The sequence below is a fragment of the Niallia circulans NBRC 13626 genome (assembly GCF_001591585.1).
Classification (GTDB): Bacteria; Bacillota; Bacilli; order Bacillales; family Cytobacillaceae; genus Niallia; species Niallia circulans.
Map to the genome: position 1 here is coordinate 119,784 of NZ_BCVE01000007.1, position 20,889 is coordinate 140,672.

The following is a 20,889-nucleotide window of genomic DNA, read 5'->3' on the forward strand; positions in this document are numbered from 1 at the left end:
TATAGGAAAAGCGTAAGTTGTTTCCTTGAAACAGGCATATGGAATAATAACCTACGCTGAACTCCCTAACTTCGGCAAGTCCTATTTTGACTATTTAATAGAGCCTAGCATTACACCCGAAACAAAATATTTCTGTACAAATGGATATACCGTTAATATTGGCAATATCGTTAAGACCATTGTTACGGATTTAATATTAGCGGAAATTTGAGTTAAATTATCAGCTGAAGTAGCACCTGCTGACATTCCACCTGTTGTTCCCGCAATCATATTCCGCAAATAAATCGTTACTGGAAATAATTCTTTTTTATCCATATAAATAAAAGCGCTGAACCAAGAGTTCCAATAAGCTACTGCGTAAAATAACACCATAGTGGCGATTACTGCTTTACTCAGGGGCAATACTATTTTTAGTAAAATACCATATGTGCTTAAACCATCAATAGAGGCTGCCTCTTCTAATTCTTCTGGCATATTTTCAAAAAAGGATTTCATGATCAGCATATTATAAATACTAATTGCACCAGGAATGACAATAGCCCACATTGTATTGGCAAAGCCTAATGAGTTGATTAAAACATAATTGGGAATTAAGCCGCCATTAAAGAACATCGTAAATACGGCAAATACAGTTAAAAACCTGCGTCCTACTAATCTTCTTTTAGAAAGCGCATATGCAAACATTGTTGTTAAAAACATAGAAATGATTGTGCCTACCACTGTGTATACAACCGTATTTTTATAATTAATCCAAAACATGGTGTCAGAAAGAACCTTCTCATATGTGTCTACATTGAATCCTTTTGGTATTAAATTTACCTGTCCAGAATTGATATAAGACTCACTACTAAAGGATTGTGCAACTACATTTATAAATGGATATAAAGTACAAAATATAATAATTAAGAGAATACAAACATTAAAGACTTTAAAAACTTTGTACTGTTTCGATTCTTTCATTAAATCTCCCTCCCTACCATAAACTTCTTTCTGTTAGTTTTCTTGATATGCTGTTCGCCGTTAATACAAGCACTAAGCCAATAATAGATTCAAATAATCCAATAGCTGCTGCATAGCTAAAATTATTGGATTCTAAACCAACACGATATAAATAAGTTGAAATAACATCAGAAGTTTCATAGGTTAATGGGTTATAAATTAATAAGATTTTTTCAAAGCCAATTGCAAGAAAGCTGCCAATATTCAAAATCAATAGGGTAACAATAGTTGGCAATATCCCTGGTATCGTAATATGAAGGGTTTGTTTCCATCTGTTCGCACCGTCAATTTTTGCTGCTTCATATAAGGAATCGTCAATCGTTGTTAATGCCGCTAAGTATAGAATTGCCCCCCATCCCATCCCTTGCCAGACTTCAGAGGTAACATAAATTGTCCGGAACCATTCTGGACTTTGGATAAAGCTTATTTTTTCTCCGGTGAAAAATTCGACTATTCCATTAATGGAACCGTTTAGAGCTGTTAATTGCAAGATCATTCCAGCAATAATAACAATAGATAAGAAATGCGGTAGATAGGAAGCTGTTTGTACAAACTTCTTAAACTTTTTGGATTTAACTTCATTCAAAAGAAGAGCGAATATAATGGGCATAGGAAAACAAAATAACAAGGTAATTCCGCCCAAAATTAATGTGTTTTTAAATACATTCCAAAAAACTGGGTCGTTAATAAACATATTAAAGTAATAAAAACCAACCCATTGTTCACCATAAATTTTTCCACCTGGCATATATCTTCTAAATGCAATAACATTTCCTAACATTGGACCATATTTAAAAATAATTAAATAAATAAGCGGTAAGACTAATAATGAATAGAGCTGCCAATCCTTTCTAATTGCAGCTAATGTTGTTTTAAATTTGTTTCTTTTTGTCTTCATTGTTTTATTTACATGTGAATGCACAACCTCTGTTTCCATAAGTACCCCCCTCTGTTTTAATAATATCTATAGCCTTTTGCTAAATCTTTCTATAGCAGCTGACTATTATAAAGCTTCATCTTTTTAGAGGATGAAGCAAACACACATAAAAATTAAAGCGCTTACTTTATTTTGCATCAATACCCCCTTATAAAATAGCTAATAGATGGTGCAAGCAATATTTATGATGATAATCTCGGTAATGGAGTGATCAGTGAAATGAGAAAATTTAACTTGTTGTATGAAGTAGATTTTTTGTCAACTTGATTTTAGCCATACTAGTATGGCAGATTAGCCAAAAAAATATTGTTATTTAAATAATCTGAAACAGTGGCTTTTCTTTTATGTAATGTACAGGAATATGCGGAAAATTATTTGCTATTAGATTGGTTAAGTATTCCATGCCAGGTTCTTCACTAACTGCATGCCCAATTAGGATAAATGCTTTTTTCTTTCCTTGTTGGACGGCATCTCTGACATACTCAGGAGACTCCCATTCTGGTCCTTCTCCTGCAATAATCAGGTCTAAATTTTGATTTTGAAATAAAGGGATCACTACTTCACCTCCTCCGCGATAACCTGCTAACAAGCCAATTCTTTGGCATTCCATGGATAACTCCCCCACAACTCTTACAAACGGGGCATCAAGCTTATCTTTCACGTATTTTGCAATATCAGCGACAGTTTTCTTTGGTGTGACAATAGTGGTTGCAATGGACAGATGCTCTTCGACATGATTCTCCCATTCCAGTTTTTGAATTAATCCCGCCATAACGCCATCTGGATTGTAACGATGATAATAATCATGAAAGCGAAAAATATGGATAGCAGTATCTTCTATTAATTGGAGCTTAGTCATGTATACTGAATCTTTCTCATATAATTTTTTCCAATTCTCATGGCTGTAAAATGGTCCTTCATGGCTTATAATCATATTTGCTCCAATAGATATCGCTTTCTCCAATACTTGCTGCGTCAACATGAATGCGGTTACAATTCCTTTCACATCCGAATCTGCTGACCCTTTTATTAATACATCTGTTGTGGATTCAACCATTTTTGCGGGCTCCAATAACTTATCTATTACTTCTTGAATAGTTGTCATTCTATCTCTCCCATCAAGTTAATCCAATTATACCACGCTCAAGTTTGTTTATTCAATATACAAACTATATTTTTTTTTACAACTTTTACTATATTTTATAATCAATAAGTCATTGACTTCCTCTTATTCTGTGATCGCTTTATTCATATTCTGTTTTTGCAACCGCTGAAAAAGCAGAATGCTACTCGACATTAGTATACATGCTGCGGAAATTCCACTAAAAAAAGGGAGAAGTCCAGGTATATATAATAATAGAAAAATATCTGCTGCTAACCCAAGTATAATCAATAATGTAATATGGATATTTAGAATTCCTAGAAAAAAGGAGTATTTAAAGTAATCGATGAATCTTAACTGATAATGTACATAGACAGGAAAGAAGAATAAAAGAGTGATAGCATATATGCATGTAATAAGTAGTAAAACACTTATGGAAACAATCCGAATAAATCCCCCTAAATTTAAGATTAGATAGTAATCTACATACAAAATTATACCAGCCACTATAAATACGAACCCAAAAGTATTACTTTTGATAAATTCGCTTTTATAGACAGATAGATATGTTTTCCAAATAGGAACTTCCGTTTCCTTCCGAAACCATTTACGGACAATGGTAAAAAGTGCAACTGTTGCTGGCATAAAACCAAATAGGAAAAGACCACTTGCAGTGAACATAATCCATAACAAATTAACGGAAGCCAGCTTCATTATCCATTCACAGATGGTATATAATTTTCCCATTGGTTTTGTTGTCATACTATCCCCTCTTCTTTCTTTTTCCTTCTAAGCATTGTTTTCTTATTTGCGGATTAGAACCTTTTCTGCCGCTCGTCTAACCAAAGTATGTTTGTTACACCTCTTGGATGATATTTGCTTCCCTCAATTTCTCCTGAAATTATTTGATCGCTCCAACTCCAAATGGATGGTTCTGGATATGTGAGCCATTCCACATAGAGCCGTATATACTTTCTTGATAGGCAAAGCTTGATATGGTTCCTTTTTTAAGCACCAATTTAAATATTGTGTTTCGGAGAACGGCCAAATTCTAATTCTAATCCATCCCCTATACCTGGAAAACCTAATGTAAAGTTTGAGAATGCTCCAATCGGAGAATGGTGCGCATCAAAAAAATATTTTTGAAGTCGGATGAACCCCTCCCTTTATTATCCTTTTACAGACCCAGCTGCTAAACCTTCTACAATTTTATTACTTAATAAAATGAAAGCGATTAAAATAGGAATAATGCTAATCATTAAAGTTGCTCCAATTGCTCCCCAATCTGTTAAATATTGACCTACGAAGTTATTTACACCAACTGTTAATGTCTTCCATTGATCAGAGCTAATGAACGTATTAACAAATACAAATTCATTCCAATTATAAATCATATTTATAATAACAACTGTAGCCATAACAGGAGTCGTCATTGGCAATGTGATTTGAAAGAATATACGGTGAATCGAACAACCATCCATTACAGCTGCCTCTTCTAATTCTCTTGGCAGTGCCTGATAGAATCCTAATAAAATCATGATAGTTAGCGGCAAATTAAACGCTGTATAGGATAAAAGAATAGAAATAGGATTATCAATTAGCTCCAAGTTATTAAAAAAACTAAATAAAGGGATTAACGTAGAATGTAATGGAATCATAATGCCTACCATAAACAAACCAAGAACAAGTTTACTTAACTTCCAGTGCATTCTTGTAATCGCAAAGGTAACAAAACTTGCTAATATAACCGTCAAAACTACTGCTACAACTGTAATCCATACACTATTGAAGAAATATAAGCTGATATTTCCTTGGGTCCATACTTTTACATAGTTCCCCCATTTTGGGTCTTTCGGAAGAGCAAATGGAGATAAGCCGAAAACTTCTTGATTCGTTTTTAAGGAAAAGAAGAATAACCAAACGAGTGGGTATATTTGAAAAATGGCAATTACTCCAAGCACTAGATACAAAATACCGTATCCAATCTTACTTCCCAGAGATCCTTTCGTTTTAGGAGATGTGGATAATTCAGTTTTATTTTGTTTTTTCAGGATTACTTCACTCATGATTACCTCTCTCCTTAATACTGAGCATCTTCTTTTGATGCTGTTAATTTTTGTATAACCCATGTCATAACAAGACAAATGATTAATAACGCAAAGCCAATGGCACTACCGTAGCCAAAATCATATGTTTTGAATGCTTCTTTATACATATAAGAGGCCATCACTTCACTTGCTCCATTTGGTCCTCCACCAGTCATAACATAGATTAAATCAAAATATTTTAAAGATCCTACAATGGCTAAAACAATAGTTACTTTTATTACTGGTGCAATTAATGGAATTTTGATTTTATAAGCAATTTGTAATGGGGTTGCCCCATCAATTTTAGCTGCCTCAATAATTTCATCTGCTACTCCTTTTAAAGCTGCATAATAAATAATGATGTAAAATCCAGCATATTGCCAAACAATTGGAATGAAAATGGAGTATAGTACTAAATTGGGATCCGCAAGCCATAAGGGTGTATTTTCTACTCCAAACATGGTTAAAAGCTTGTTCAACATTCCATTTGTTGGATCAAAAATTTTCAACCATAGCTGTGCAATAGCTACAGACGATAATAACATCGGAATTAAATATATTTTGCGAAGAATTCCAGCCCCCTTAATCTTGCTTGCTAATATAAGTGAAATTACTAAATATGCAATAAGACTTACTGCAGAAAAAACAGCTAATAAAACGGAATGATACGTACTAGACCAGAACATTTTATCTTTCATAAGCTGTATATAATTATCTAAGCCAATAAAAGTCTTAGCCCCGATACCATCCCAATCCATTAAGCCATAATATCCTGTTAATACAATAGGAATATAGATTAAACCCAAAATGAGCAACAGTGCAGGGAGCACATAAAGAGTGATTACCCATTTGTTTGACATCACGTTTTTCATTTTCTGCTTTCCCTCCTTATTGATTGGGAGGAGCTTTGTTAAATGATATATAATTGTTCATGAGTTATTCATGTAACCAATATCATCGTTTAACAGAGCTTTCTCAAAAATCAATAATGTATCTTCCCAATTATCTAAAGTGATTATCTTTTAAATAGTGGAATCCACCTTTTTTATTCGATAGATTCCACCCATTCTTTATTATTCTTCTTCCGCTAAAGCTTGCTCTTGTTTGGCTGTAAATTCTTTTGGTGCTGCCTGACCGCCAAATAGTGATTGGATCATATCTAAGTGCACTTGTGCAACACTAGAGCTCATTTGAACATCTGCATATAATGTTAAATTAGAAGCATTTCCAAGGTCATTTAAAATATCGATATACATTTGATCTAGTTCAATATTGGAAGTGTCTACAACTGTCGCTGGAATTACACCTGCATCCTTAACAGAATTTTTGCCCCATTCTTCTACTAAATATGCGACAAATTTTTTCGCTTCGTCTTTTACCTTTGATTTTTCAGAAACAAATAGTCCAACCCCAGGGCCACCTACAAAACTGTTTATGTCTCCTTTTCCGCCTACATATGTTGGAAACTTAAAGTATCCTACTTTATCTTTAAATTCTTGCGTAACATCTGGGCTTGTTGTATAGTTTGGCAATTCCCAAGTCGCCATTAAATACATAGCTGCTTGTTCATTCATAAAGTACCCTTTTGCCTCATCATTTGAAAGACCATTAAACCCTTTGACAAATCCGCCCATATCTACTAATTTTTTTACTTCTTCGGCTGCTTGAACAAGCGCTGGGTCTTCAAAGCTTCCAGTACGATTAATTGCATTCGTTAACACTTCAGGCCCACCAATTCTATCTGCAAGATACATATACCACATAGAACCAGTCCAACGGTCTTTATTACCTAAAGTAATTGGTGTAACGCCGTTATCAGCTAACGTTTTAACAATATTTAAAAACTCATCATACGTTGCAGGAACTTCTAAATTATATTTCTCAAAGATTTCTTTATTGTAATAAACAGGTGTGATATTTAATTCAAGTGGAAGACCATATGTTTTCCCATCCATAGCAAATGCCTCTGTTGTACCTGCAACAAATTGGTCTTTAAAATTGCTATCAATTATATCATCTAACGGAGCAAACATTTCTCCTTTAACGAACGGCTGCATATATCCTGCTGCCCATGTCACCCCAATATCTGGTAGTTCATTTGAAGCTGATAATACTTTAATTTTATCTTTATATTGCTCGTTTCCAAGAATTTCTGTCTGAATTTTTACATCTGGGTGGTCTTTTTCATACTGTTTAATGATATCGTTTACAATAGTGTACTGTGCTTTTGAACTTCCCTCTGGCCAAAGATGCATGAATTTAATCACTGTTTTATCTCCATTTTTTGAAGCGTTTTCATTTTTGGAAGATGTGGATGAAGAACATCCTGCTAAAACTAAAACCAGCAATAAAGCAACAGATAGACATGCTGACAGTGCTTTTCTATGAAACATTTAAACTACCCCCTATACTTTCCTTTTTAATTATTCCTTCTAACAATCTAAAGTCTATCATTAATGATTTTTCTAAAAAAGGTAACAATGATTAGGAAAAGTTCTACTATTTTTAGAAAGCCCTTTCATTATTTTTCGTTATTTATTTTTCGGTAACCGCTCGGTGTTATTCCTTCTAATTCTTTAAATATTTTAATAAAATATTTGGCCGTTTTGTATCCTGACTCTTCTGCAATATCCGTAATGGAAAGTTTTGTGGAGATAAGTAGATTTTTCGCATGCTGAATTCTTCTTCTGGTGATATATTCACTAAACGTTAACCGAATCTCTTCCTTAAACAGCACACTAAAATAACTTGGATTCAAATACACATGGGCAGCTACGTCACGTTGTGTCAATTCCTCATTTAAGTGATTATCAATATATTGCAAGGCTTTCTGGATTGGCTCTCTTACTGATTCATTTGTTACTCTTGCATCAATCAGCTTATTATCAACTACTCTTGAGATAATATCATTTCTGTCTTTATCTCTATCAATCTTAAGAGCATCTTCGACGGCTTCTATTAATTTCTGTTTACTAATTGGCTTTAATAAATAATTAATAACGCCTAAGCGAAGAGCTTCTTGCGCATATTCAAATTCTGAATATGCTGAGATAACAATAACAACTGGCAGATGTTTTTGGCTTTTGATAGTTTTTAACATCGTTATTCCAGTTATTTTAGGCATGCGAATATCTGTTAGAAGAATATTTATTTTTTGTTTTTGCATTATATCAATGGCCGATTCTGCATTTTCCGAAATTAAAATTTGATATTGACCGCTAGACCAATTCTCTAGTGCTTTTTTGATTCCTTCTCTCGATCTCGGTTCATCATCAACAATCAATATTGTTTTTGCATGCATCTTACATACCCCCATCTTTTGGAATTTCAAAAGAAATGAATGTACCTTTATTCTCCATACTTTCTATCATTAATCCCTTTTGCTGTCTTTCCTGATAATAGAGCGTAAGCCTTTTATATACATTAGAAATAGCCATTCCCTTACCTGTGATTGAAGTAATTCCTTCCTTTTCCATCGATTCCTTAATCTGCTTTAATTTAGACTCGCTTATGCCAATTCCATCATCTCTAACTATTACCTTTATGTTATTATCTATCTCTCCTTGTTGCACAATAACGTCAACAGTACATTGTCCTACCTTATTCTCTGCTCCGTGCAGGACAGCATTTTCTACTAATGGTTGTATTAAAAATTTTGGAATTTTCACTTCTTCAAATGCCTTTGGAAGCTGTATTTGCCAATTCAGTTGTTCTCCAAATCGCATTTTCATTATTTCCATATAGTCTTCAATATGGGCAATCTCCTCTTTTATGCGAACCCACTCATCCTCTGTAGATCGTGAAATGGTATAGCGAAATAAATTAGACATGGTAACAACGAGTTCGGCTAATTCTTCTTCGTCATTTTCCTCTAATGACCAATGGAGAGCATCTAATGTATTAAATAGAAAGTGAGGATTAATTTGTGCTTGCAAAGCTCTTAATTCACTACGGTTTCGAGTAATTTCTTTTTGATAAACCATGGTGATTAAATGGTTTGTTTCTTTTACGAGCTGATTGTATGTACTATTTAATTCATTTATTTCATTTACAGAGGGAATCTTTGGTGTCAGCGGCAAAGACCCTTCACTTGCAAATCTCATTGTGTTCGTTAAGCGGATAATCGGGCGAGTAATCATGTTAGAAAGAAAAAAAGAGCATACAAAGAAAATCATTAATCCAATTATGCCAGCAAGAAGAATGCTTGTGCGCACAACCGTTATGCCTTCCGTTAGCGTATTATAGGGAGTTAAAATAAGGACCGTCCATCCTGTCATATACGAAGAATTTTTCGTAATCATGTAATCCCTTTCATTTATCTGCACCGTTTTTTTCTTAGTCTGTAAAATGAACTCACTTGATTGCTCATAATTAGTAATAATCGGTTTACTTAATTCATCTAAAAGAATAAAATACTGATCCGTTTTGTCTGTTAATGTTTGATTAGCAAACTGAAAATAATTAGCATAAATACTAAAGAGTAAATACCCTCCATTTGTAAAACTGCGATTAATTAAATTTACTCTTCTTATAGCAAGAAAATAATTGCTGTCATTTGGATCTTCTCCAATCCAAACTAGACTTCCCTTTGCTTGGTCCGCTTTTTCTACCCAATTAGCATGCAAATCGGTCATTATTTTTGCATCATCAAGTGGTAGTATTCGTTCCTGTTCCCTGGTAAATAATTGAAATGAAAAAATCCCATCAGAATTGGCTGTAATTGTATTAACAGTGCCCATTAATTCTTGTTTTTCATAGAAGGTCACTTTCTTTTGTTCGTATTCCTTTGTTAGCAGCTTTTGTACTTTATCATTCGTCGCCGCTAATTTCGAGGCCATATTTAATTGCTCATACAGTGTCTCAATTCTTCCACTTGCTTCCACTGCGACTTGCTGAATTTGTTTTTCTGCATTATTTTCTAATAAAGTAGATACTTGATTAAATATCAATATACTTACAAATAAAAGCACGACTATCATTACGGATAAAAATACAAATAAAATTTGATTTCGGAGTGTATTCCATTTCCTTAATAAGCTGAACATAGATTTTTATCGCCTTTCGCCCCATTTGCAACTTATTATACCAAAAATCCTTTTTACTTTGTTTATTCATTATACAAATAAACATAATAATTATTCTGCTATCTAAAATTTTTATCTTTTATTTAACCAAAAAAAGAGCCTGACTATTTACTATTGTAAAAAATTCAGCCTCTTCTTTTATTCTTATTTATATGAATGGATAATGGTAACTCGATTTCTCTTTTGCAGCTTTCTTTGTATATTTCTTATAAATAAATTCTTTCCAATTCTTCTCGTTGGCGGAAATAGAATAAGGACACCTGCAATATCTGTTAAAAATCCTGGAAACAGCAATAAAAGCCCGCCAATAAGAATACAAAAGCTATCTAATATCGCATCTCCTGGCATGATTCCCTGATTTATTTGCATTTGTACATTACGTATCGCCTTTAAACCTTGTTTCTTCAGTAAAATACCGCCTAGAATTCCAGTGCCTATTGCAATAATTAAGGTTTCTGGTATACCAATTATGTTTCCGGCTATCAGAAAAACCACAAGTTCAATTAGTGGTAATAGCAGCAAGCTGATCATAAAATTTCTCAAATTGTCACCATCCTCCTTTTCATTTCCTTTTTTTATTATACCTTTTTTTTATCTGGTCTGATAGTAAGCTGCCTTCCTTTTCCCTGTTAAATAATGTAATAACGCGTTGCTGCTTATAGTCGATACCTTGGATATTTAAGAACTGAAAAAGAAGAGTAGCCATTGCCTAAAGATTATTAGGTATGGCTACTCTTCCAATTTTTATGCTTTACAGATTAAAGTACGCTCGCATGTCCGCTATATACGTAGCCGCTACGAGAATCAACTGTAATATCTAAGCCATCTTTTAAGATGCTAGTTGCGTTTTCTACTCCTACAATAACAGGAATTCCAATATTTAATCCTACAACCGCAGCATGACTTGTTAAGCCACCTTCTTCAACGATTAAGGCACTGCATTTTTCTAATGCTGGTACCATATCACGATCTGTAGCATTTGTTACAAGAATAGAACCGAAATTAACTTTATCTAGTGCTTCTTTTGCACTAGTAGCAATTACTGCTTTACCAAAGGCTGTTTTGCGGCCAATTCCTTGTCCTTTAGCAAGTACATCGCCAATTACATGGATTTTCATGATGTTTGTTGTACCTGCTTCTCCCACAGGAAGCCCAGCAGTAATCACAACTAAATCACCATGTGTAACAATTGAGCTGTTAACACCTTCTTGAACTGCTACATCTAGCATTTCATCTGTTGATTCTGATTTCTGGCTAAGACGTGGATATACTCCCCAAACTAGCGCTAATTGTCTTTGAATTTTTGCATCATATGTTACTGCAATAATTGGAGCTTCTGGACGATATTTAGAAATCATTCTTGCAGTATGACCACTGCCAGTTGGTGTGATTACTGCTTTTACTTCTAAATTTAACGCTGTATGAGCAACAGATTGTCCGATAGAGTCTGTAATAGAATGCTCTGAATCTTTGCTGCGTTTTGAGAGGATTTCTTTATAGTTTAATGCCTCTTCTGCTCTTGCTGCAATATTATTCATTGTTTGTACTGCTTCCACAGGATATAATCCTGCAGCTGTTTCTCCAGAAAGCATAATAGCATCTGTTCCATCAAAAATTGCGTTTGCTACATCACTTGCTTCTGCACGAGTTGGACGTGGATTACGCTGCATAGAATCAAGCATTTGCGTTGCTGTAATAACAGGTTTCCCTAATGTATTACATTTTTTAATTAGCATTTTTTGAACTAATGGTACTTCTTCAGCAGGAATTTCTACCCCTAAATCTCCACGAGCAACCATTAGCCCATCAGAAACCTCAAGGATTTCATCAATATTATCCACACCTTCTTGGTTTTCGATTTTAGGTATGATATGGATATGAGAAGCATTATTATCTTCTAATAATTGCTTAATTTCTAGAACATCAGATGCACGACGAACGAAAGATGCTGCAATGAAGTCAATTCCTTGTTCAATACCAAAAAGGATGTCATTTGCATCTTTTTCCGTGATACCAGGAAGATTTACAGCAACACCAGATACGTTTACACCTTTTTTATTCTTCAAAGTCCCTGAATTTAATATTTTTGTATGTATTTCTCCAGCAGCTTTGTCTATTTTCGTTACTTCAAGGCCGATTAAACCATCATCTAATAGAATTTTGCTACCTGGCTCCACATCATCAATTAAACCTTCGTAAGTAACAGAGAATTTCTCTGTAGTACCTTCAACTTCTGTCATAGATACGATAATATCATTACCAGCAACTAGTTCAATAGCGCCATCCTTCATGTTGTTTGTTCTAATTTCTGGACCTTTTGTATCTAAAAGAATCGCGATATTGTTACCAGTAATTTCAGCAGCTTCACGAATGTTTTTTATTCTTGCTCCATGTTCTTCAAAATCACCATGTGAAAAGTTAAGGCGTGAAACATTCATTCCAGCTTCCATTAATTGCGTTAATTTTTCTACGCTTTCACTTGCAGGACCAATAGTACATACAATCTTCGTTTTACGCATTAATAATAACCTCCGATAAATATTAGTAAAAAATAATAGCGAACTAAAACAGCATTTTAGGAATTTATGGATGATCTAATCATAAAATGCACTAGATAATCATAAATTCCTACTGATTTAAATGGATAATTCTTTTGATAAGTGATATAAATTATTATCAATCGTATGTTTACGTGCTAACGCTTCAATGATATCATAATCAACCAATTGATTTTTTTCGATACCAACAGCTCTTCCACCTTTGCCTTCTACTAAAAGCTCAACTGCATATGCACCTAGACGACTAGCTAACACACGGTCTTGGGCTGTAGGTGATCCACCACGCTGCATATGTCCTAACACAGACACACGAGTATCGAAATCTGTATTTTCTTCAATCAATTTACCGATTTCAACACCGCTGGCTACTCCTTCAGCTACGACAATAATACTATGCTTTTTACCACGCTCTTGACCTTTTTTCAATCTGCCTACAATTTCCTCCAAGTTAAAGCCTTCTTCTGGAATAAGAATTGTTTCAGCACCACCAGCTAAACCAGCCCATAATGCGATATCCCCAGCATTTCTTCCCATTACCTCAATGATGAATGTTCTCTCGTGAGATGTAGCTGTATCACGGATTTTATCAATCGCATCAATAACTGTGTTTAATGCAGTATCGAAACCGATTGTGAATTCTGTTCCTGGAATATCATTGTCAATTGTTCCTGGAACTCCAACACAAGGGTAACCTTGTTCTGTAAGCGCCTTCGCACCCATATAAGAACCATCTCCACCAATGACTACTAGTCCATCGATATTATGTTTCTTTAATTGCTCAATCCCTTTTTGTTGTCCTTCTTTTGTTTTAAATTCTTCACAACGTGCAGAGAAAAGGAAGGTTCCACCACGATGGATTATATCACCAACTGAACCAACTTCTAATTTTCTGAAGTTGCCACTAATTAGCCCAGCATAACCACCAACTACCCCATATACTTCCACACCATGGAATATCGCTTTACGAACTACGGCTCTAATAGCTGCGTTCATTCCTGGTGCGTCACCGCCACTTGTTAATACACCAATTCTTTTAACTGTCAATTTCCTCACCTCATAATTTCATTAACAAATAAATTATGTAGCATAACATACATATACTATTATATAACAAATTACTTGTCTGTAACATTTTTCACAAAATTTACATATATAATTTATGTAATGCTAACTTTTGTAAATTAATCAAGAAATTGGCTTTTCTCTATTAATTTATCTTACATTTATCCAATTATCCATTAAACAATTCTACCATATCATGAAGAATCGTGTATCTCAACTTAATATGAAAAAAAAATAAAAGACGGAATAATCAGCAAAATGCAAACGTTTTATCTATCACTATTTTGTAGCTATTTCCCCTTATCGCAAACTTTAAACCTATTAACTGGCATTCAGAAAAGAAAAATCATAAAAATAGTGTTAATAGTTTTAAAATAAAATAAACATTTTTTATTCTGCAAACTACATTTTTACCTTCTTACCGCATTTTCATACCAATAAAAAAAGAAGAAAAAACAAAAATACTTCCCAAATTGGATCGGACAAACGTTTTCCGCTATTTGATTATGTGTGTTTAGATTAGAACTCGTCCATAACGTTATAATTAAACGATGCACTGGGTGGGAAATTAAAACCTTTTGACGCATAAAAAATGAATAAAAACCCCCCAACAATCATACGAAATAGTTTTACTATCTCCGCATAATTATGGGGGGTTATCTTCGCTTGGAAATTTATTCTTAGTCTCGTTTAAAAACTCTTATCAATGATTTAAATAGACACCCATATTTTTAAACTTAGCATAGCGGTTATTCACAAGTTCTTCCTTTGTCATTCCTTTTAATTCTTTCAGAGATGCATATAATACTTCATCAATTTGTTCTGCTTGTTCTTTTATATTATGGTGTGCTCCACCTTTTACTTCCTTAATGATGGAATCAATAATGCTTAACTCTTTTAAGTCAGGTGCAGTAATCCTCATTTTTTCAGCTGCTTGTTTAGCCTGCCCAGCATCTTTCCATAAAATAGATGCGGCTCCTTCTGGTGTAATAACTGAGTATGTGGAGTTCTCTAGCATGTGAATATGGTTACCAACGCCAAGTGCTAAAGCACCACCACTACCACCTTCTCCAATTACAATACAGACAATTGGGACTTCCATCGATGCCATTTCAAATAAATTTTTGGCAATAGCTTCACTTTGTCCTCTTTCCTCTGCAGCTTTACCAGGGTATGCACCTTTTGTGTCAATAAAACAAATAATGGGACGATTGAACTTATCCGCTTGCTTCATTAGACGCAGGGCTTTTCGATATCCTTCTGGATGAGGCATTCCAAAATTTCTGCGAATATTTTCCTTTGTATCTTTTCCTCTTTGATGGCCGACAATCGTTACTGGTAATCCTTTGTATTTCGCAATTCCACCTACAATTGCCTCATCATCTCCAAAGCCTCTATCTCCATGTAATTCGATAAAATCGGTAAACAAATGGGGAATATAGTCAAGGGTCGTTGGTCTATTTGGATGTCTAGCAATTTGAACTCGATCCCAAGGCTTCATATTATCGTATACATCTTTTTCCAATTTTTTTAAGCGTATTTCTAATTTTTCAATCTCTGTACTTAAATCAACATTTGCATTTTCCGAGAAGTCTTTTAATTCTTGGATTTTATCTTTCAATTCATTAATTGGTTTATCAAAATCTAATCCTACCATTCTAATTCACCACCTGTTTGATGCATTTCAAGCACGAGGCTAAGCTTCTCTTTTAATTCTAATCTAGGTATTACCGCATCTAATTGACCATGCTTTAGTAAAAACTCTGCCGTTTGGAAGTCCTCCGGAAGCTCTTCTCCTATCGTTTGTTCAATAATACGACGTCCCGCAAAACCAATTAATGCACCTGGTTCAGCAAAATTATAATCTCCAAGTGAGGCAAAGCTTGCAGAAACGCCTCCTGTTGTTGGGTGGGTCATAATGGTAATATATAAACCGCCATTATCGCTAAATCGTTTTAATGCTACACTTGTTTTCGCCATTTGCATAAGACTTAGCACGCCTTCTTGCATTCTTGCTCCACCAGAAGCCGTAAAAATTATAAAGGGTACCGAAAGCTCATCAGCCTTTTCGACAGCGAGGGTAATTTTTTCTCCAACTACTGAACCCATACTTCCCATCCGGAAAGAAGAATCCATTACAGCTATTACTACTTTTCTGCCATTTATTTCGCCTGTTCCTGTAACAACAGCTTCATTCATATTCGTTTTTTTAATATCGCCGGCAATTTTATCTTCATAACCAGGAAACTGCAAAGGATTTCCGGTTCTCATTTCTGCATTTAGCTCAACAAAAGTTGCTTCATCCAAAATGCAATTCATTCTTTCATAAGCCTTCATAGGCAGATGATACCCACAGTTTAAACAAACCTTATGATTCTTCTGTAATTCACGTGTATACATTATTTTCTTACAATTAGAACATTTTGTCATAATCCCTTCTGGAACTTCATTCTTTGATAATTCTGAAGGTAATGTTGCATACTTAAGTTTTTTTGATTTCGAAAATATTCCCTTAATCAATATGGAAACCTCCCCATAAGTAACAATTTAGATTTGAATCGGATTCCTATCATTTCCAAGCACCAATAATCAGTTAAAATTATTGTAATTACTAAATACACTCCATAATTGCATTTGATTCTTTTTTTTTAATGAATCTAAAAGAAGGAGGTAATCCTCCCTCTTCCATTCTTTCGCAGGAATTGTTAGTGAATGATAATAGTCATTTAAAATAGTCCATAAACGATGGACCAAGAAATTATCAGCTATTTTAATGATTTGAAAGAAAAACTCACTTTCTGATATTTCTCGTTCATTTACCAACTGTTTTAAATGTGCCAATTCATCTTCTGTAATTTTTTCCATGGCAATATATAGAGCATTTAATTGAATATAGTTCTTTGTTTCCAAAACGTCTTGTTTTGCTTTATCATTCTGCAATATAAAAGTACTGATCAATTCTACTAATTTATGACCTTGAAAATCACGAAGAAAGGTTCCTTCCCCTTTTCTTGTTTCAATCAACCCAAGCAGCTCTAATGCTCTCAGAGCTTCCCTGATGGATGATCTGCCTGCATGCAGGGTTTCACTCAATACTCGTTCAGAGGGAAGCTTGTCCCCTGGTTTCAGGCCGTTTTGATCAATCATTTCTCGTAAATGATTCACGATATCCACATATAATTTGGATTCCTTTGAAGATGATTCATTCACCTTATGTCATCACTCACTTCTTTCTTGCCTTTTTAGGCAATGTTATAAGAAAATAAATAAAGTATAAGTACAAAATATCCAATCCAAAAATTTAGGCTAAGTGGTCTGACCAGTCAGCTTATTAAACAATATAACAACTTTTTAAAGTTGTAAAGTTTTATTCGGATAAGAAAACGCGATTAGCACCTAGTAAAGTAGATAATTCAGCGATACATTCCTTACTTGGTGAAATTTTATATTCTTCGTTTAAAACGATGTTTTTTCCTGTTTCCTCATAATGAATAATAACTGGAGTAGTTCCCGGGAATTTTCTCATAACCGCCAGTAACTCTAATCTTTGGTTCATCATATGCTTCTCATTCATCACTTTAATAAACAACTTATGTTCCTTTTTAGAAAGTGACTGGACAATCGTCCTCATCGATTCAACTAATTGAATAACAAATTGTTTACTGCCGTTTCTTTCTTCACATTTCCCTTCCAAATATACGATTTCACCCGAGTTAAGCAGACTTTGATATTTCTTAAAAATAGTTGGAAATATAACACCTTGCATTTCTCCGCTCTGATCACTCAGCTGGATAAATGCCATCGGCTCCCCTTTTTTAGTGCGAATGATATTTATTTCTGTTATATAGACAATGCTTTTATGTTTTTTTCCTACTTCCATTCCATTAATAGCAATGGTTTGCAAAGTTGCTTGATACGGCTTATAGATAGACACAGGATGGTCTGATAAGTAAAATCCTAAGGCATCTTTTTCTAAAGCTAATTTATCTTCCACTCTGAGTGGTTCTACTTCTACATATTTCGGTTTAAAAAAGAAATCATCCTCACTAAATAAATCATTTTGCTCTTCATCCTCTGGATGAACTAATTGGGCGTGCTGTATGGCTACATCAATAGATGCCAGCAAAATAGCACGATCTACTCCGAATTCATCGAAGCTTCCGGAATAAATAAGCATTTCCAAGACTCTTCTGTTAACCGTCTTCGGGGAAACTCGTATACAAAAATCAAACAAATCTTCAAATTTTTTCTGACTTCTCGCCTTTAATATTTCTCTTAATACATTTCCGCCAATACCTTTTATGCCTGCTAAGCTATAACGGATTTTATTCTTTTCTACACGGAAAAAGTAATTACTTTGATTAATAGAAGGCGGAGTCAATTCAATATTCATCTGTTTTAACTCTTGAATATACTGAATTATTTTCCCTGTGTTTCCAAGGGAAGATGTTAATAGTGCCGCCATAAAATACAGGGGGTAGTTTGCTTTTAAATAGGCAAGCTGATAAGCAATCATACTATATGCTACTGCATGACTTCTATTAAAACCATAGTTGGCAAAACGCACAATTAACTCATATATTTCATTCGCTGTTTTTTCATGATATCCTTTTCTTTCTGCTCCTTTTACAAAATGAATTCTTTCTTTTTCCAGAATTTCCTTTTGTTTCTTACTCACAGCTCGTCTTAACAAATCCGCCTCTCCTAGTGAGAACCCAGCCATTTTAGAAGCGATTTGCATAATTTGCTCTTGATAAACAATCACTCCATAGGTGCTCTTTAGTATCTCTTCTAAATCAGGATGATAATAGTTTATCGATTCTTTGCCATGTTTTCTATTGATGTAATGCGGTATATTCTCCATAGGTCCAGGACGGTAAAGCGCATTAACAGCTACAATATCTTCAAAATTAGTTGGCTGTAACCTCTTTAATACATTGCGCATTCCTTCTGATTCCAATTGAAAGATCCCTGTTGTATCTCCTCTACTTAATAGCTTGAAAACATTTGGGTCATCAATTGGTATTTTTCTTATATCTATTCTTTTCTTTGTTGCTTTATAAAGCATATCAAGAATAGCTTCAATAAAAGAAAGATTTCTTAAACCAAGAAAATCCATTTTCAATAAGCCAAGTTCCTCTAAATATTCCATGCTATACTGTGTTAAATAAATATCGTCATGACCACCTTGAATCGGAATAATATCAACAAGGGGCTGTTGACTAAGAACCACGCCGGCAGCATGGGTTGATGTATGCCTTGGAAGCCCTTCGATTTTACATGCAGTATCAAATAGTTTTTGATTTCGAGGAGATGATTCAACAAATTGCTGCAAACGGATGGATTCTTGATAGCTTTGTTTGAGATTAACACCTAGTTTAGATGGGATCATTCTTGACAGTTCATCCAACTCTTTAACAGATAAGCCAAAGGCTCGCCCAACATCACGCAAAGCTGCTTTAGCAGCAAGCGTACCAAAGGTAATAATTTGCGCAACATGCAGCTCTCCATATTTATTTTTCACATATGAAATAACTTTATCCCGCTTATTATCAGGAAAATCAATATCGATATCTGGCATGGAAATTCTCTCTGGATTTAAAAATCTTTCAAAAAGCAATTGATATTTAATAGGATCTATATCTGTAATATGTAAAACATAGGCAACGATTGATCCCGCAGCTGACCCCCTTCCAGGACCTGTTAGAATTCCGTTCTCTCGCGCAAACTTCATAAAATCCCAAACAATTAAGAAATAGTCACTATAATTCATTCTCCCAATGATGTCCAATTCATATTCCAACCGTGCTGTGTGTTCTGGAGAAGGATGAGAATATCTGTCATTTAAACCAGCCATACATAATTCTCTTAAATAACTAAGAGCATTTTTTCCTGCAGGTACAGTATATTTAGGTAAGGTAGCAAGTATGCCATTCATTTCAATCTGACAAGACTCTCCTACCTTCCATGTGTTTTCCAGAATATCTGGTTGATCATTGAATAATGTGATCATTTCTTCTTTGTTTTTTAGATAATGCTGATTAGAACTCCATTCATCTTGCTCTATATCGGAAAGCTTCTCCCCATTTTTGATTGCCTTTAAGCATTCATAAGCAAAATGGTCCTCCTCCTCCAGGTAAAATACATTATTTGTTGCTACCAGCTTGACTTTTTCTTCAGAAGCTAATCTGAGTAACTTTTCATTTAGTGCATCTTCCACCGCAATGCCGTGTCTTTGAATAGATAAAAAGCATTGACCAGGTTCAAAAATGGACTTCCATAGCATTAATGTATTTCTTGCTGATTCCGTATCATCCCTCAGTAAATTTTGTTCAATCTCCCCTTCAAATCCAGGTGAGATTGCAACGAGACCTTTAGCATAATGCTTTAACCATTTCACAGGAATTCCCTGTGGATTTTTTGTTTGAACAGCACTCGTAATTTTCAATAAATTTTTAAATCCTAGACTAGTTCTAGCTAATAAGACCAATGGATAAACATTATCTTCTTCCCATTCACTTATTACATCTACTGTTAGTCCGATAATCGGTTTTATCCCTTGCTTTAATGATTCTTTATAAAAAGAAGCTGCACCATACATCACATTGCGATCTGTTAAAGCAATAGAACGATAGCCATGCTTTTTAGCATTTGTAACTAACTCTTTTATCGAAAGCGTGCTAGATAAAAGGCTATATGCACTAGATACTTGAAGATGTATAAAAGACATAAATTAATTCACCACTTTTCTTAAAAAATTTTTTTCCTTATAACAAAAAAATATATAAAAATGCTAGAGAAGATGTCATTTTTGCTTTATTTACAAACCTTTTTACCACTTTAAAGGCTATTCCCTTAAAAAAGCAATCATTGTTATTCTATCTTATTAGTTTGCCTCAAAATAAAAGACTTTTTCCTTTCATTATAGATGTTCACAGCAAAAAAAGAAAATATGTTCTCTTTATTAAGGAATGACGTGAAACTTCAACACTTGTATAATCGACCTTTAAATTCATTCATAAATGCAATAGATTGTCCATAATAATAAGAAGAAGAATAG

16 protein-coding genes are annotated in these 20,889 nt (G+C 34.3%); all 16 read right to left on the minus strand.

The features are described 5' to 3' along the window. Positions 1–90: 90 nt before the first annotated feature. The 16 genes from BCI01S_RS11090 to dnaE all read right to left on the minus strand — a co-directional run bounded on the left by BCI01S_RS11090 (position 91) and on the right by dnaE (position 20,559). Positions 91–960: a carbohydrate ABC transporter permease gene (locus tag BCI01S_RS11090; protein ID WP_047941871.1), complete on the minus strand. Its 870-nt coding sequence runs from the start codon at positions 958–960 to the stop codon at positions 91–93. Between the two features lie 13 nt (positions 961–973). Further along, positions 974–1,936, minus strand: a complete 963-nt coding sequence (locus BCI01S_RS11095) for an ABC transporter permease (RefSeq protein WP_061798712.1) — start codon at positions 1,934–1,936, stop codon at positions 974–976. 313 nt (positions 1,937–2,249) lie between these two features. Beyond that, the gene (locus BCI01S_RS11100; RefSeq protein WP_061798715.1) at positions 2,250–3,041 is read right to left on the minus strand and encodes a Nif3-like dinuclear metal center hexameric protein; all 792 of its coding nucleotides are present in this window, start codon (positions 3,039–3,041) and stop codon (positions 2,250–2,252) included. A 123-nt stretch (positions 3,042–3,164) separates the two neighbouring features. Continuing rightward, positions 3,165–3,800 carry a YesL family protein gene (locus BCI01S_RS11105; RefSeq protein ID WP_061798717.1) on the minus strand — a complete coding sequence of 212 codons (636 nt, stop codon included), beginning with the start codon at positions 3,798–3,800 and terminating at the stop codon, positions 3,165–3,167. 407 nt (positions 3,801–4,207) lie between these two features. Next, positions 4,208–5,104 (minus strand): carbohydrate ABC transporter permease, encoded by an 897-nt coding sequence (locus BCI01S_RS11110; RefSeq protein WP_061798719.1) that lies wholly within the window; start codon positions 5,102–5,104, stop codon positions 4,208–4,210. Between the two features lie 14 nt (positions 5,105–5,118). Beyond that, positions 5,119–5,997: a carbohydrate ABC transporter permease gene (locus BCI01S_RS11115; protein ID WP_061798721.1), complete on the minus strand. Its 879-nt coding sequence runs from the start codon at positions 5,995–5,997 to the stop codon at positions 5,119–5,121. Positions 5,998–6,198: 201 nt separating this feature from the next. Continuing rightward, complete coding sequence (locus BCI01S_RS11120) at positions 6,199–7,518, minus strand: extracellular solute-binding protein (protein ID WP_047941864.1); 1,320 nt, start codon at positions 7,516–7,518, stop codon at positions 6,199–6,201. A 128-nt stretch (positions 7,519–7,646) separates the two neighbouring features. Beyond that, entirely contained in the window at positions 7,647–8,426 is a 780-nt protein-coding gene (locus BCI01S_RS11125) for a response regulator transcription factor (RefSeq protein WP_047941863.1), read from the minus strand. Between the two features lies 1 nt (position 8,427). After that, complete coding sequence (locus BCI01S_RS11130; protein ID WP_061798722.1) at positions 8,428–10,170, minus strand: sensor histidine kinase; 1,743 nt, start codon at positions 10,168–10,170, stop codon at positions 8,428–8,430. A gap of 183 nt (positions 10,171–10,353) precedes the next feature. Continuing rightward, complete coding sequence (locus tag BCI01S_RS11135) at positions 10,354–10,752, minus strand: FxsA family protein (protein WP_047941861.1); 399 nt, start codon at positions 10,750–10,752, stop codon at positions 10,354–10,356. A 215-nt stretch (positions 10,753–10,967) separates the two neighbouring features. Continuing rightward, positions 10,968–12,728 (minus strand): pyruvate kinase, encoded by a 1,761-nt coding sequence (pyk, locus tag BCI01S_RS11140; protein ID WP_061798724.1) that lies wholly within the window; start codon positions 12,726–12,728, stop codon positions 10,968–10,970. 117 nt (positions 12,729–12,845) lie between these two features. Continuing rightward, positions 12,846–13,811 (minus strand): 6-phosphofructokinase, encoded by a 966-nt coding sequence (gene pfkA / locus BCI01S_RS11145; protein WP_217275753.1) that lies wholly within the window; start codon positions 13,809–13,811, stop codon positions 12,846–12,848. Between the two features lie 721 nt (positions 13,812–14,532). Continuing rightward, positions 14,533–15,486, minus strand: a complete 954-nt coding sequence (accA, locus tag BCI01S_RS11150) for an acetyl-CoA carboxylase carboxyl transferase subunit alpha (RefSeq protein ID WP_047941859.1) — start codon at positions 15,484–15,486, stop codon at positions 14,533–14,535. Beyond that, entirely contained in the window at positions 15,480–16,349 is an 870-nt protein-coding gene (gene accD, locus BCI01S_RS11155) for an acetyl-CoA carboxylase, carboxyltransferase subunit beta (protein ID WP_047941858.1), read from the minus strand. Before accD ends, accA begins: the two co-directional genes overlap by 7 nt. A 69-nt stretch (positions 16,350–16,418) precedes the next feature. Beyond that, on the minus strand, positions 16,419–17,039 hold the full coding sequence (locus tag BCI01S_RS11160) for a FadR/GntR family transcriptional regulator (protein WP_082138306.1): 621 nt from the start codon (positions 17,037–17,039) through the stop codon (positions 16,419–16,421). A gap of 157 nt (positions 17,040–17,196) precedes the next feature. After that, positions 17,197–20,559 (minus strand): DNA polymerase III subunit alpha, encoded by a 3,363-nt coding sequence (dnaE, locus tag BCI01S_RS11165; RefSeq protein WP_061798726.1) that lies wholly within the window; start codon positions 20,557–20,559, stop codon positions 17,197–17,199. Positions 20,560–20,889 lie beyond the last annotated feature (330 nt).

Bases quoted from the DNA above. Each gene is read 5' to 3' on its own strand.
- BCI01S_RS11090 (WP_047941871.1), bottom strand. From the start codon at position 960: ATGAAAGAATCGAAACAGTACAAAGTTTTTAAAGTCTTTAATGTTTGT.
- BCI01S_RS11095 (WP_061798712.1), bottom strand. From the start codon at position 1,936: ATGGAAACAGAGGTTGTGCATTCACATGTAAATAAAACAATGAAGACA.
- BCI01S_RS11100 (WP_061798715.1), bottom strand. From the start codon at position 3,041: ATGACAACTATTCAAGAAGTAATAGATAAGTTATTGGAGCCCGCAAAA.
- BCI01S_RS11105 (WP_061798717.1), bottom strand. From the start codon at position 3,800: ATGACAACAAAACCAATGGGAAAATTATATACCATCTGTGAATGGATA.
- BCI01S_RS11110 (WP_061798719.1), bottom strand. From the start codon at position 5,104: ATGAGTGAAGTAATCCTGAAAAAACAAAATAAAACTGAATTATCCACA.
- BCI01S_RS11115 (WP_061798721.1), bottom strand. From the start codon at position 5,997: ATGAAAAACGTGATGTCAAACAAATGGGTAATCACTCTTTATGTGCTC.
- BCI01S_RS11120 (WP_047941864.1), bottom strand. From the start codon at position 7,518: ATGTTTCATAGAAAAGCACTGTCAGCATGTCTATCTGTTGCTTTATTG.
- BCI01S_RS11125 (WP_047941863.1), bottom strand. From the start codon at position 8,426: ATGCATGCAAAAACAATATTGATTGTTGATGATGAACCGAGATCGAGA.
- BCI01S_RS11130 (WP_061798722.1), bottom strand. From the start codon at position 10,170: ATGTTCAGCTTATTAAGGAAATGGAATACACTCCGAAATCAAATTTTA.
- pyk (WP_061798724.1), bottom strand. From the start codon at position 12,728: ATGCGTAAAACGAAGATTGTATGTACTATTGGTCCTGCAAGTGAAAGC.
- accA (WP_047941859.1), bottom strand. From the start codon at position 15,486: ATGGTAGGATTAGATTTTGATAAACCAATTAATGAATTGAAAGATAAA.
- dnaE (WP_061798726.1), bottom strand. From the start codon at position 20,559: ATGTCTTTTATACATCTTCAAGTATCTAGTGCATATAGCCTTTTATCT.